The sequence below is a fragment of the Maribacter algarum (ex Zhang et al. 2020) genome (assembly GCF_005885635.1).
Taxonomy (GTDB): domain Bacteria; phylum Bacteroidota; class Bacteroidia; order Flavobacteriales; family Flavobacteriaceae; genus Maribacter_C; species Maribacter_C algarum.
On record NZ_VATY01000002.1, the window covers coordinates 194053 to 208146 of the forward strand.

A 14094-nucleotide genomic window follows, 5' to 3' on the forward strand; every position below is an offset into this window, starting at 1 on the left:
AAATTATGAGCAATTCGACTAAAATACCTGTAGTTCGCAAAGAGTTACTCTTTCCATTTATCATTATTACTTCGCTTTTTGCACTTTGGGGAATTGCCAATGATTTGACAAATCCCATGGTGTCTGCGTTCAAGAAAGTAATGCCGGAACTCTCTAATGTTCAGGCTTCTTTAGTGCAATTTGCTTTTTATTTCGGCTATTTTTTTATGGCCTTACCAGCGGCCTTGTTTATTCGAAAGTACAGCTATAAGTCAGGTATCATTTTAGGATTGATATTATATGCTATTGGGGCATTTTTGTTTTATCCAGCAGCGGCTTACGAAGAATATAACTACTTCTTAATTTCACTTTGGGTACTTACTTGTGGTTTAGCGTTTTTGGAGACTACCTCGAACCCCTTAGTATTAGCGCTGGGAGATAAAGAAACTTCTACGAGACGTTTAAATCTTGCCCAGGCCTTCAACCCAATGGGCTCTTTAACTGGAATGATAATAGCTCAGGTTTTTGTAATTGGGGCATTGCGCTCCGATGATTATACAGCAGATGCTTATAATGCACTTACTTCTGATGAGCTAGCTGTTATTCGTGAAAATGACCTTGGTATAATCAGTATTCCCTATATAGGATTGGGAATTCTTGTCCTGGTTATTATGGCAATTATCATTTTTACGAAAATGCCAAAAACCGCAGCGGAAGATAAAATGTCACTATCCGAGTCGTTTAAAAAGTTATTCGCCAACAATAATTACGTTAGGGGAGTAATTGCTCAGGCTTTTTATGTAGGGGCTCAAATCATGTGCTGGACGTATATCTTCCAGTATGTTGATAATATAAATTCATCTTTACCCGAAGGAGAACAGTTGACGGCAACTTGGTTTAATGTTGCGGCTATGATTGTATTCTTGGCCGGAAGGTGGATTGGTACCATATTAATGCGGAGCATCGACCCTTCTAAATTGTTAATGTTATTTGGAATTGGAGGAGTGATAATGTCTGCGGGTGCTATTTTACTTCCGGGTATGGTAGGATTGATTTCCTTGGTTGGTATTTCTGTATTTATGTCAATCATGTTCCCTACAATCTATGGAATTGCATTAAAGGATATGGGTGATGAAGCTAAAATCGGTTCTGCGGGACTCGTTATGGCTATCGTGGGCGGAGCTTTGATGCCCGTATTACAAGGGAGTATTTTAGATTGGGGAGGAAGTGGTTTTGCCGATGTTGAAGTTCTTGGATTTATCCCTGAAGTGAAATTCTCTTTCATCCTTCCTTTGATTTGTTTAGCCGTGGTAGCTTGGTATGGCTATTCTAGCTACAATAACAATAAAGTTTCATAGATGAGCGACCTAAGAAGATTTTGTTTTTCCTGTGATTTAAAAGAAGATTCTCAATTAATCAAAGAGTATAAAGAATATCATGCTCAAGGTAATGCCTGGCCAGAAATCACGAAAAGTATAACCGATGCTGGAATTATTGATCTACAAATATATATTTCAGGCAATCGTATGTTCATGATTATGGATGTTGACCCTAGCTTTGATCCAGTCAAAAAATCAAAAATGGACGCTGCAAATACCAAGGTTCAAGAATGGGAGGACCTCATGTGGAAATATCAACAAGCCTTACCTTGGGCAAAAGAAGGTGAAAAATGGGTCGGGATGGAAAAAATTTTCCAACTCGGATGGTAGTTATTTAGGTTCGATTACCACTCCACGTTCGGATTCGCTATCAGCTGTATAGCGAATTACTTTGGTAGAACCTTTGCCTCTGGCAAATTCGATTTCTTTTTTCCAAACAGAACGCATCTTTTGAAGAATAGCCTGATTCGATTGATTACCAACTAGATTGCCCTTTTCTTGCGGGTCGGTTTTTAGATGATACAGTTCTTCATATACTGCAGTCTCTCCCTCAAGAGGACTTTCTACGAAAGAACGGTATAGCGCCAACTGTTTGTCATATACGTTGTAAAGTAAATTTTTTAAGGGAATACCCATTTCCTTAGCGGTTTTAATCTGTTCAGCTGCGGAAGCGTTTTTATTTTTATAATATCGAATGTATTTCCATTCCTTATCTTGAACCGATTCGCACCTCGGATTTCCAAAAGAAGTCGACCATAGATTTTCAGTGTAGAGATAATCTCGTACTTTTTTCTCTTCTTGTTGTAGAAGCCTTGATAAATCCCTTCCTTGATAACTTTCTGGGATTGGAATTCCAGCTAAGGACAGTAGAGTGGGAGCTATATCAATGGTTTGGACTAAGGCATCTGATGTTCTTCCGCTATGCTTTTTTTTAACCGTTGGGTTATAAACCATCATGGGAACGTGTGTTGTAATTTCATAGCACAAGGCCTTTCCTCCCAAACCAAATTGGCCTGAAAATAGTCCGTGGTCAGAGGTGAAAACGATAATGGTATTTTTATCTAGTTTTTGCTTTTTCAAGGACTCTCTTAATTGTCCAACCAAACGGTCAATACCAGTCATCGTTTGCATCTGACGAATCATGCGATCACGATAAGCTTCAGGAGTATTGACCCAATCATAACTTGCTTGACGGTCTTCCGCGTGATGAATCGCTTCGGGCAGTTTCGGATTTGTTATATCAGCTTTAGCTACATAATTATCGGGTAATGGTATTTCTTTATCGCGATATAAAGTACGATAGATTTCATCATCTGTCTCTCGCATTTCCATAGTTGAAGTTCCTGCTCCATGAGGCAGGTTGAAACTAACCGAAAGTATAAAAGGTTGGTCTTGTGGACGTTGGTCAATAAACTTTACGGCACCTTGAAGTTTTTGTTCATTAGAAAGGAAATCTTTAATGCCTTCCCCAACTATTTCGGCTTGGGTGTCATGCTTTGCATTTTTGAATATTTCATGAACTTCTTTCGGATAAAAACGTAAATGACCATGACCAGCATACCAATAGTCAAAGCTCTTTTCCATGAGTCCGCTTGAATAACCGCCTTCTCCTACAGGCACATGATTTTTACCAATCCAGCCGGTATAATATCCGTTTTCTCTCATGACCATGGGATAGGTAGTGGCCCATCCTTCTTCGGACATACTTGTACCCGAATTGAAATTGATACCGTGCTTCCGTTCAAATTGACTTGTCAAAATACTCGCTCTACTCGGAGTACAAATCGCACTAGTGACATGGGCATTGGTAAAGAGAACTCCGTCGGAGGCTAATTTATCAAGGTTGGGAGTTTGCACAATGGAATTCCCCGTACAACCCATCAAACCGTATTGTTGGTCATCCGTAAGGATAAAAATAAAGTTTGGTTTTTCCTGAGCGAATAAGACGGATTGTGCCAGTAGGCACCAAGCAAGAAGGAAATATCTCATAAAATATATCTTAAATCCGTTCCAGCTTCACCGGAGGCGTATGATGTGCATTCCATTGACAGACATATACATTTTTGTCTTCATCAACAAAAACATCATGTCCATGATTGAAAACCGGCTTTTCAGACTGAAACATTTGCTGAAGCTTTCCATTTTCATATGCTGGAGCTTCTCCTCCAGGATTGGAAACCACTTTGTTGTCGCCATCTAAAATCGTTACAAAACCGGTATCCCGCACATAGTCCTTTCCTTCTCTTGTACGGGACCAACAGACTCCCGCGTAAATATTGGAATCGTCAAGAACAGGTCTACAAACAAAAGCTCCCGGAAGTTCAATCGTCTTCAGATATTTTCCTTCCAATGTAAAAAACTTGAAACTATTAGTGGCTCTAGATGTGATTATCAAAACAGGATTGTCTTTATCACGGTAATCGACCGCCACCCCATGCGCATTTCTTATGTTGAGGTTTTCATCGGAATTGTTATGACCGCCCCATTTGCGAATAAATTCACCACTCGCACTAAATTGCAAAATATAGTCTGAACCATAACCATCAGCGACATAGATATCTCCATTGGGTCCAATAGCCGTCTCTGTGGGCATGTATTCTTCTTCCGAAGTATAAACTCCGATGGTATGCGGGTCGGGAAGCATGAAAAGTAATCGTCCATCTACAGTTGTTTTACTTATCGTACCTGCTTGCTTGTTCCATTTCCCGTTTCGGTCTTGGTACCAGCCACAATCAACAATATATAGCATGTCTTCACCACCTTCGTCATTTAAGGTAAGTCCGTGACCTCCGGGATATCGAGTTCCCCAATAATCTAATAGCTTTCCAGATTTATCGAAAACCAAGATATTATTATCCGTATGGTCGCCCAACATGATTAAACGGCCTTTGCTGTCCATTTGCATTTCATGGCAGTTTAAAATGGGATTGTGACCTACGGTCATTTTCGCCCAATCTTTGACCACCTTGTATTTGAAATCTCCATGGCCAATAATTTCATCTTCCGGCATGGGTTTTTTGAGTATATTAAATCCAAAGGAAGGGACGGTAGTTAGGGCAGCTGCCCCTAAACCTGTTTTTTTAAGGAAGTTTCTTCTAGTACTCATTGTTTTTGGTTGGTTTAGGTCAATATATCTTTAACTACATGGCCGTGTACATCGGTCAGACGATAACGTCTTCCTTGATGTTTGAATGTCAAACGTTCATGGTCAATTCCGAATAGGTGCATTAATGTCGCATGAAAGTCATGAACATGAACTGGGTCTTTCACCACATTATAACTGAAATCGTCGGTTTCGCCGTGAGTGTGTCCTGCTTTTACTCCTGCACCTGCCATCCACATAGTGAAGGCTTTTGGGTGGTGGTCGCGACCATAATTTTCTGGGGTCAATTGCCCTTGGGAATACACGGTTCTACCAAATTCTCCACCCCAAACAACTAAAGTATCCTCAAGCATGCCACGTTGTTTTAAATCTTTTATCAAAGCTGCGTTCGCTTGGTCGGTTCGTAAGCATTGGGACTTAACACCGCCGGGGCAATAGCTATGCTGGTCCCAACCTTGATGATATAACTGAACGAATTTCACGTCCTTTTCCAAAAGCTTTCGAGCCATCAAACAATTGGCTGCATACGTTCCGGGGTCTCTACTATCTTCGCCATACATATCAAAAATATAATCGGGTTCGTCAGACATGTCTGTCACTTCGGGAACTGAGGTCTGCATTCGGAATGCCATTTCATACTGTGCCATTCTCGCTTGAATTTCGGGGTCTCCGTAAGCGTCATGTTGCACTTCGTTGAGTTTTCCTAGATAATCCAACATCTGTCTTCTATCGTGTCCATCATAATTTTCAGGATCGCTCAAGTAGAGCACAGGGTCTTTTCCCGAACGAAATTGAACCCCCTGGTGTTCAGTAGGTAAAAAACCATTGCCCCATAGTCGGGAATACAAAGGTTGACCACCCATGTTTTTTGTAATCAAAGTAATAAAGGTGGGCAAGTTCTCGTTGTCTGAACCCAATCCATAGCTTAACCAAGAACCAATAGATGGCCTTCCCGGAAGCTGATTTCCGGTTTGCATAAAAGTAATGGCAGGGTCATGGTTGATTTGGTCCGTTTGCATCGATTTAATAAAACAGAGCTCATCAACCACCTCCGCGGTGTACGGAAGAAGTTCACTGGCCCAAGTTCCTGATTCCCCATACTGTTGGAAATCAAAAATGGAAGGTGCCATAGGAAACGTGGTCTGCTCAGCACTCATTGCTGTCAGCCGTTGCCCTTGCCGAACCGAATCGGGCAAATCTTGTCCGAACATATTTTTCAACTTCGGTTTATAGTCCCACATTTCTAGTTGTGAAGGTCCACCGCTTTGAAAAAGGTAAACGATACGTTTGGCTTTTGGTAAATGATGCGGAAGCCCTAAACGGTTCTTGTTATATGATTTCAAGAGAGCCTCAGAACTTGAAGTGTCCAATGCACCATTCTTGACAGATGCAAAAGCCTTATCGGTCTTTAGTAAAGAACCTAGAGCAATAGCACCTAAGCCCATAGAGGTCTTTGTTAGGAAGTTACGACGATCCATTTGATGTTCTACTTCCTGTAGGTCTTTGTTGTTTGACCTTAAAATATCATCGTGATTGTGACACATATTAGATGAGTTTAATCAATAATTTATCGCTTTGTAATTGCTGCATCCGAATTGATAATCGTACTTGCGACAACAGCGTTTGCAGCCACTAAGGCTTCGTCATTATCATTTGAAATACGGAATTCACCAGAGTTTAACCATCCTTCTGTCTTGGATTTCTTGGATTTGAATTTTTTATATTCTTCTAGTTGCAAATCAGCCAATAGGTTCAATTCTTTATCTTGAATTGTTCTTCCTGTTAATTTTTTGAAAGTATCAGCGATGCCAGCTTTTGGGTCGGAATATTGCATCATATTATAGCCTAATACACGCGATGCTTCTACATAGGTCGGATCATTCATCAAAACCAAAGCTTGTAATGGCGTATTGGTTTCTTGACGTCTAACGGCACAGAAAGATCTTTCAGGAGCATCGAATGTTGCTATGGTTGGGTGCGGTACCGAACGTTTCCAAATCGTATACATGCTTTTGCGATATAATTTTTCTCCCTGGTCTTCTTCATAGGCTGCTCCGTTGATTTTCCAGAGTCCAGCGGGCTGATAGGGTTTTACGCTTTTTCCACCGACCTTTCGATTCAATAAACCGGAAGCCAACAATGCGTTGTTTCGCAACATTTCACCTGTCAATCTACCGGATGGTCCTCGCGCCAGCAATCGATTTGCTTTGTCCCTAGCCATCAATTCTTCCGTTGGTAAAGAAGATTGCCGGTAGGTTTTGGACATAACCATGAGCTTGTGTAATGCTTTTACATCCCAACCCGATTCCATAAATTGAATGGCCAGCCAATCCAATAAAGCGGGATGGCTTGGCAATTCCCCTTGGTTTCCGAAATCTTCCACAGTCCGGACGATTCCCGTTCCGAATAAATTCTTCCAATAGCGGTTTACCGTGACCCGGGCGGTTAGCGGATTTTCCTTACTGGTTACCCATTTGGCCAATCCCAAGCGATTTTTTTCAAGACTATCAGGAAACGCGAATATTTTATCTGGAGTATTCGGATAAACCTGCTCGCCATATTGGTCGTACAATCCGCGCTCTAAAACAAAAGTTTCACGGGGTTTGTCCATCTCCTTCATTATCATAATCTCCTGAACTCTTTCCGCACTATCCGCCTGTATTTGCCGTGCCTTTCTAAGCTCAGTTAAAGAACTTTTAAAAGATGTGGACCTGTTTGCTAAATAGTAATTCTCTAACTCCTTTTTATCAAGGTCGCTCAATTGATCTTTGTTCTTCGCCACTAATGATTGAACTCTTTTCTGGTTTCCTATTTGACCGACTTCTAAAGAGGTCAGTTCTTTGTTGAATACCAATATGTCATCCACTACGGCACCACCAATACCTTTTCCGCGCCAGCGAGCTCCAATGGCTAATCCAGGTTCGATGGGGTGCTTGTAAATAAAATCCTCGTAGGAATTGAAGATGATGTCCCGATACAGATTATCTACTTCGACCTCGGTTTGCAGTTCTTCCCCATCCATGTAAATTTTTAGGCCATCAGCTTTGCTCGAGCCATCATAGGTCATGGTAAGTTGTATCCACTGGTTTTTTGGAACTTCCTTCGTACTAAGTTCTACAATAGCATTATCAGGCCATACATGTGCCATGATAAGGTCTAATTTATTTTCCTTTAATCCCAAATGATATCCTCTATAACTATGTAATCGTGTACCGAAGTTTTTATGGAATATTACGCCATTTTCTAAATCCTCAGGAATTTTAACACGAATTCCAATGCTAAAAGGTTCATTGCGCCTGAAAACACCAATCGGATTCAAATCCAACCAAGCATCACCATCTAATTCCAATCCCTTTCCGGAATACCCATCAACGATTTTTGCAATTTGTTTTGGCGCGAATTGCCGGTCCATTTTTCCTTTTTGTGATGGATTCAAGGCGTTGTTGAGGCTTCCATTTTTGAAATCTACTTTGGCTACCAGATTACTTGGAGTTCCTTTTGGACTTATTTTCTTATATCCTTCAGATGCTATCCAATCCGTACCTTTTACACCTTCAGACTTTGTAACTTGAGCAACAACCTCTTCCTTTTCATCAATTAGACCGTCGACGTAAGTCATAAATTTTTCCTGTTCATCTGTGGGAAGTTGCATATTAGGAACGGGCATTGACCAGTCCCATGGAATTTGTCCTGATTCGTTCACATTATTGAAGAAACTATACATTTCATAATAGTTCTTTTGGGAGATTGGATCATACTTATGGTCGTGGCATTTGGCACAGGCCATTGTGAGCCCTAAAAAGCCCTCACTCACCACATTTGTGCGATCAGCCACATATTCTGAACGGAATTCTTCATCAACAATACCACCCTCCAAATTTTGTGGGTGTAAGCGATTAAAGGTGGTTGCCAATAGCTGTTCTTTAGTAGGGTTTTTCATCATATCACCGGCCAACTGCCAACGAATAAATTCGTCATAGGGCATATTTTTGTCGAAAGCTTTTATGACCCAGTCGCGATAAGGGGAAACATCGCGGTAACGGTCAACAGTATAACCATGTGTGTCTGCATAGCGTGATAAGTCCATCCAATCCAAAGTCATTTGCTCTGCGTAATGAGAGGAAGCTAAAAGTCTATCTACTTGCTTTTCATAGGCATTTGACGAACTATCCTTTGAAAAGGTTTCAATTTCATTTAGGGTAGGAGGCAATCCGGTTAGATCAAAAGACAATCTTCGCAACAGGGTTTCTTTGTCCGCGGATTCAGATGGTTGTAAACCTTCTACCTCCAATTTAGCTAAGACAAAATTATCTATAGTATTGCCCACTTTGTCCGCTAACTCAACTTTGGGAGGTTCTTGTTTTAAGGGAGGAATAAATGCCCAATGGTCTTTATATTCGGCACCTTCCTCAATCCATCTAACCAACATTGCTTTTTCGTAATCAGTCAAGAAGAGGTGTGTTTCAGGTTCTGGCATCACTAGTTCAGGGTCTTCGGAAAGAATACGGTCGACAAGAAGGCTTTTTCCTGCATTTCCGGGAACTATGGCATATTTGCCAGGGGTATTTTCCGATTCTTTGTAGGCCAAATCCGGAAGATGTAATTGCAAGCCAGCGGATATTTTATTCTTATCAGGTCCGTGACATAAATAGCACTTGTCTGAAAGTATAGGTTTTACATGTTGATTGAAGTCGATTTGCTCGGGAAGCTTTTCATAGGCCAATTGTACATCTTCGGGCATATCAGGGCCTCCGCATGAAATCAAGGTTATTAAACCGACTATTAATATGTAAACAAAATTTTTAGGCATAAAGAACTTTGAACGTTTAAAACTTCCTATACTTTCTTTTCTTCATCTTATTCGCTTCCTTATCACCTATAAATTTTTCCTTTTCAGGGTTCCAATCCAAAGATCTTCCCAGTTGGTAAGCAATATTGCAAATATTTCCAATGGAAGCTGAGCGGTGTCCAATTTCCACATCGCAAATCGGCTGACTTCTATTTTTGATGGCATCAATCCAGTTTTGATAGTGATTCCCACGGGACTCATCAAGTGTGGTATTCGAAGCTTCCAGTTCAGCAGTTAAAATACTTGCAGGGTTTGTTTCAAGGTATTGACGGCTAACATCTAAGGTGCCTTCGCTTCCAATAAAACGAACACCCCAGCCACGACCAAAATCTTCATGAATCATTTCAATTCCGTTTTGGTATACCATTCGCATACCACGAACGGCGTTACGGTCTTTTGGTGGTTCAAAACGAACAGGACCAGACCGGTCCATTCCCAATCCCCATTGTGCAATGTCAAACATATGGGCTCCCCAGTCAGTCAAGATGCCACCACCAGTTTCTTTGAACTTCCGCCAATCCGGGAAAAATTCTTCGCTCGTTGGTGGTGAAAGGCGATAATTGTATGGTAGAAGTGGGGCAGGACCACACCATGCATTCCAGTCCACTTCTTTCGGAACCTCTTCCGAAGGCATATTAAAAGGAATGGCAGGATCTCCAACATTTACCAATACCTTGGTTACTTCTCCAATATATCCTTTACCTACCAAATCAACTGCTTTCTGGAATTTTTGCCATGATCGTTGCATACTGCCCACTTGCAGAACAGCTCCCGTTTTTTTGGTGATATTAACCATGTCTTGCCCTTCTTTGATGGTTAAAGTCATTGGCTTTTCACAGTAAACATCCTTGCCAGATTCCATAGCTGCAATCGCTTGAATCGCATGCCAATGGTCTGGAGTTGCGACTATCACCGCGTCGATATCGGGCCGAGCTAAAAGTTCTTTATACTTCCTAGTGGTAAATACACCTTTGTAACCAGTCTTCTTGCGTTTATCAGCATATACTTTTTCGACATGGCTTTTGAACCATTCATTTTTTGTAGTCCAAACGTCAGATCCAGCTACTATTTGGGCATTTGTGTTTTCGGTAAACGCCCTAGCTAAACCAGCACTTTGCTTCCCCAAACCAATAAACCCTAGGTTGATTTTATCATTTGGAGCAATAAAACCCCTTCCCAAAACGTGTCTTGGAACTATGGTAATTGCCCCAACTACAAGACTAGCTCTCTTGATGAATTTTCGTCTGCTCTCAGATTTGATTTTGCTGTTTTTCAAGGTTTCCATTGTGAATATAAATTTACCTTACTAAAGGTACGATTTTAGGGAGGCAGTATCAATAGTAATTACTGGACAAGATATAGACATTTACTGTATTGAATTTATACGGATGTCTTATTATGAGGTACAAATGATTAAATGAAAATATTAGTTCGAAGTGTTACTTATTAGTAACCGCTTTTTGATATATTTCGCTTAAATCGAGGGGGTCGTTGAGTTCTTTTTGAAGCTGTTGAAGGTCTGCAAAAAGTGACTGAATCTTTTCTTGGTATTCTTGCTTTTCAGACAGGTTATTCATTTCTTCAGGGTCATTTTTCATGTCAAACAATAGTACGGTATTCCCTTTTGGATAAACCATTAACTTAAATCCGTCTTTTCGTATCATGCGTTGGAAATTGATATAACCATTGTAAATACCGTTGTAATGGCTTTCAGTACGACTTCCATATACCAAATCTAGGACACTGTTGAAGTAAACATAATCTGGCTTATCTACTCCCGCCAATTCGAGACTAGTGGCCATTGCGTCTTGTAAATAGATATCTGCATCTACTTTTTTATTAGCAGGAATATCAGGCCCAACAATCATAAACGGGGGTCTTATACTATGGTCAAATTGTGTTTGCTTACCTAATAAGCCATGACGCCCCATAGCTAATCCGTGATCAGAGGTAAATAAGATGTAGGTGTTGTCCATTTTTCCCGTAGCTTCCAACCCATTCAAAATCTCGCCTATTTGGTCATCTAAATGGGTAATAAGTGCATAATATTCCTTGATATGGGTTTTAACGGCGTATTCTGTTCTTGGGAAAGGCGCCAATGCCTCATCCCGTAAATCGGGTCCATTGCCAATGCTATCCTTAAAGGGATACATGGGGAGAAAACTTTCAGGAACACTTATGTTCTCTAACGGATACAGATCCAGATATTTCTGTGGAGCCTGTCTTGGGTCATGAGGCGCATTGAATGCCAAATACATAAAGAAAGGTTTATCGCTTGATTTGGTCTGATCAATAAAACCTAGAGCGTCATCTTTTAAAACTTCACTCCAATGTTTTCCATCTTGCCAAAATCCTCCAAATACCTTGTTTGTGGGTGTCCAAAGTGTGTCGTTTTCATTTAGTGGACGATTGTAACCAATGGCCCGTATCTCTTCTTCTGATTTCCCTTCTTTAAGCATTTTGTTGATATAGGGAATTGTACCTTGATGACTCCACGCATCCCTAGGCATTCCGGGTCGAATATGGACCACATTTTGAAAAACTGAATCTGCGGGAGCATCAACATGCCATTTTCCAGTCATATACGTTTCATAGCCAGCACCCTCCATGAGTTTACCCCAAGTTTTATCAAAATTCTTGTTCTCCTTCCATCCTTGACGGAAATCATCCACATCCCAAACACTTCTTCCTGAAATTATCATTGCTCGGGAAGCAGCACAAACAGCACCGTTCCATGCCCCCATGTTATAGGTATGCGTAAAGGTGGTCCCTTTTTTTACCAATCGATTTAAATTCGGTGTTTGCACTTCATTATTTCCTAGGGCATTAATTGCAGTGTAAGTCAGGTCATCGGCAAAAACAAAAACGATATTAGGTTTTTTGGGTGTTTCTTTTTCTTCGGATTGGCATCCGAGTAGTAGTACGAAGCCCAGCAAGAAAAATACCTTTTTCATATGTTATAGCTTTTCGATTTCGGTATAATAGGCAGATAGCTCTGTGCCATCTTGTGTCAAAAAATTACTTTTCAGTTCATAACTGCCTTTAGATAGGTTGGCCTTAACGACGATAAAATTATCGGATGTATGAGCGTCGGATTTAAACCTGGAGTTTCCTATCTGAATAAAACCAGTGTCTATTTTAAGAGTTTTTCCTTCTGGAAGCCCATCCATAAATGATGTTCCTTCAATTTTCTCGACCGATGTATTCAAACCGAGTCTTGACTCTGGAGAATAACGGTATAGTTTGAACTGATAAGCCCCATCCTCAACTACATTGATACTATAAAACCCATTAGGATGTGCTTCACCTTTTCGAATCTGTACTTGATTCCAAGGCAGATTATCTGCAGTATGCATATCATGAATGGTTATAAGTACGGGATTTGCAGCTTCTTCTCCAACAGGAATTTCAGCATATCGAATATCGGACTCTATACTTTTCCACCAGGTATCGTAAAACTCCTGCATTTTTTTAACTTGATCAGGATATTTTTCGGCGATATCGTTTTGTTGTCCGACATCTTCAAGCGTATTATAAAGCTCTTTGCCATTGACCAAGCGCCATTCGCCTTGCATGACAGATGGGTTTCTGCCTTTTTCGGGAAGTTGATTTCGTTGTGTATCTACTACCAGCATTCGTTCGCTGTCTTTCTCTTCACCTTTCAAAGTGGCGGCCATACTTTTACCGTCTAAAGGTTTTTTTGAAGTATATGGAAGATTGGCTAATTCCGCCAAGGTTGGTAATAAGTCTACATGGGCCACTAAATCATTGCTTTTCCCTTTCTGCTGAATATTTCCATTTGGCCAACTTATAAAGAAAGGAACTTTATGCCCACCATCGTAGTGGCTACCCTTTGTTCCTCTTAATCCTGAATTGTATCCTAGAACTTCGCCACTTTCTTTTAAGGTTGCAATTCCTCTAGCTGTTCCATTATCTGTGGTGAAAATCAGAATAGTATTATCGAATTGGTCCGTTTCTTTGAGATGTGACACTAGTCTTCCGAAGTTATCGTCTATGTTAGAAACCATTCCGTAAAACCTCTTTTGGATAGCGGTCAATGGAGTCGATGCATACATTTGTTCATATTTCTCAGGAACGTTAAAAGGTCCGTGGGCTGCATTCAATGCCAAATACATGAAGAAAGGCTCATCTTTGCGTTCTTTCGTATAATCGATAGCCTCATCGAACCAAACATCCGTGCAGTATCCTTTGGTTTTTTCTGGAACGCCATTTCTAAAATAGGTATCATCAAAGTAATTGTTGTTCCAGTAGTCTGGAGTTTGTTGAACACCTCCACCACCGTGATAAAAAGCTTCTTGAAAACCCCTGTCGTGTGGTCTGAACGGATAATTATCACCTAAATGCCATTTCCCCAGCATTGCGGTTTGGTAACTATTTCGTAAGAACACTTCGGCCATGGTTTCTTCATCTTCCAATAAAATAGAACAGCCTGCAATCGTATGCCACGCATTATTTCTATTGGCGTTTCTTCCCGTCATGATTCCAGCCCTTGTTGGAGCGCAAGTAGTTCCTACATGAAAGTTTGTAAGCTCCATCGACTCTTTTGCAAAGGCATCAAGATGCGGTGTCTTGACAATTGGGTTGCCATGATACCCTAAATCACCATAACCTTGGTCGTCGGTAACTATGACTATTATGTTTGGTTTTTTAGAAGTCTCGGTAGTCTTATTTTGTATTTCGGTTTTTTTCTCGCCACATGAAAGAAGGAGTAGGGAAAATAAAAAAAGAAATGGTTTTAAAAGGCGGGTTTTGGTCATTACCGA

The 14094-nt window shown here is 40.7% G+C and carries 9 protein-coding genes; 2 read left to right on the forward strand and 7 right to left on the reverse strand.

Going from position 1 to position 14094, the window contains the following annotated elements; all coding sequences use genetic code 11:
* The first annotated feature begins 5 nt into the window (after positions 1 to 5).
* Together fucP and FEE95_RS09710 are read left to right on the forward strand one after the other, a co-directional pair.
* Complete coding sequence (gene fucP, locus FEE95_RS09705) at positions 6 to 1337, forward strand: L-fucose:H+ symporter permease (RefSeq protein ID WP_138657749.1); 1332 nt, start codon at positions 6 to 8, stop codon at positions 1335 to 1337.
* The gene (locus FEE95_RS09710) at positions 1338 to 1688 is read left to right on the forward strand and encodes an L-rhamnose mutarotase (RefSeq protein ID WP_138657750.1); all 351 of its coding nucleotides are present in this window, start codon (positions 1338 to 1340) and stop codon (positions 1686 to 1688) included. It begins immediately after the preceding gene.
* On the opposite strand, the gene FEE95_RS09715 is transcribed toward FEE95_RS09710, so the two are convergent.
* The 7 genes from FEE95_RS09715 to FEE95_RS09745 all read right to left on the reverse strand — a co-directional run bounded on the left by FEE95_RS09715 (position 1689) and on the right by FEE95_RS09745 (position 14088).
* On the reverse strand, positions 1689 to 3347 hold the full coding sequence (locus FEE95_RS09715) for a sulfatase-like hydrolase/transferase (protein ID WP_138657751.1): 1659 nt from the start codon (positions 3345 to 3347) through the stop codon (positions 1689 to 1691).
* 10 nt (positions 3348 to 3357) lie between these two features.
* On the reverse strand, positions 3358 to 4464 hold the full coding sequence (locus tag FEE95_RS09720; protein ID WP_138657752.1) for a twin-arginine translocation signal domain-containing protein: 1107 nt from the start codon (positions 4462 to 4464) through the stop codon (positions 3358 to 3360).
* Between the two features lie 14 nt (positions 4465 to 4478).
* The gene (locus tag FEE95_RS09725) at positions 4479 to 6005 is read right to left on the reverse strand and encodes a DUF1501 domain-containing protein (RefSeq protein WP_138657753.1); all 1527 of its coding nucleotides are present in this window, start codon (positions 6003 to 6005) and stop codon (positions 4479 to 4481) included.
* A 23-nt stretch (positions 6006 to 6028) separates the two neighbouring features.
* On the reverse strand, positions 6029 to 9271 hold the full coding sequence (locus FEE95_RS09730; protein ID WP_138657754.1) for a DUF1553 domain-containing protein: 3243 nt from the start codon (positions 9269 to 9271) through the stop codon (positions 6029 to 6031).
* Between the two features lie 16 nt (positions 9272 to 9287).
* The gene (locus FEE95_RS09735) at positions 9288 to 10595 is read right to left on the reverse strand and encodes a Gfo/Idh/MocA family protein (RefSeq protein WP_138657755.1); all 1308 of its coding nucleotides are present in this window, start codon (positions 10593 to 10595) and stop codon (positions 9288 to 9290) included.
* 154 nt (positions 10596 to 10749) lie between these two features.
* The gene (locus FEE95_RS09740; RefSeq protein WP_138657756.1) at positions 10750 to 12264 is read right to left on the reverse strand and encodes a sulfatase-like hydrolase/transferase; all 1515 of its coding nucleotides are present in this window, start codon (positions 12262 to 12264) and stop codon (positions 10750 to 10752) included.
* 3 nt (positions 12265 to 12267) lie between these two features.
* Complete coding sequence (locus FEE95_RS09745) at positions 12268 to 14088, reverse strand: arylsulfatase (RefSeq protein WP_138657757.1); 1821 nt, start codon at positions 14086 to 14088, stop codon at positions 12268 to 12270.
* Positions 14089 to 14094: the final 6 nt, after the last annotated feature.

Excerpts from the sequence above, each read along its gene's own strand:
- fucP (WP_138657749.1), top strand. The coding sequence starts at position 6 with ATGAGCAATTCGACTAAAATACCTGTAGTTCGCAAAGAGTTACTCTTT.
- FEE95_RS09710 (WP_138657750.1), top strand. The coding sequence starts at position 1,338 with ATGAGCGACCTAAGAAGATTTTGTTTTTCCTGTGATTTAAAAGAAGAT.
- FEE95_RS09715 (WP_138657751.1), bottom strand. The coding sequence starts at position 3,347 with ATGAGATATTTCCTTCTTGCTTGGTGCCTACTGGCACAATCCGTCTTA.
- FEE95_RS09720 (WP_138657752.1), bottom strand. The coding sequence starts at position 4,464 with ATGAGTACTAGAAGAAACTTCCTTAAAAAAACAGGTTTAGGGGCAGCT.
- FEE95_RS09725 (WP_138657753.1), bottom strand. The coding sequence starts at position 6,005 with ATGTGTCACAATCACGATGATATTTTAAGGTCAAACAACAAAGACCTA.
- FEE95_RS09730 (WP_138657754.1), bottom strand. The coding sequence starts at position 9,271 with ATGCCTAAAAATTTTGTTTACATATTAATAGTCGGTTTAATAACCTTG.
- FEE95_RS09735 (WP_138657755.1), bottom strand. The coding sequence starts at position 10,595 with ATGGAAACCTTGAAAAACAGCAAAATCAAATCTGAGAGCAGACGAAAA.
- FEE95_RS09740 (WP_138657756.1), bottom strand. The coding sequence starts at position 12,264 with ATGAAAAAGGTATTTTTCTTGCTGGGCTTCGTACTACTACTCGGATGC.
- FEE95_RS09745 (WP_138657757.1), bottom strand. The coding sequence starts at position 14,088 with ATGACCAAAACCCGCCTTTTAAAACCATTTCTTTTTTTATTTTCCCTA.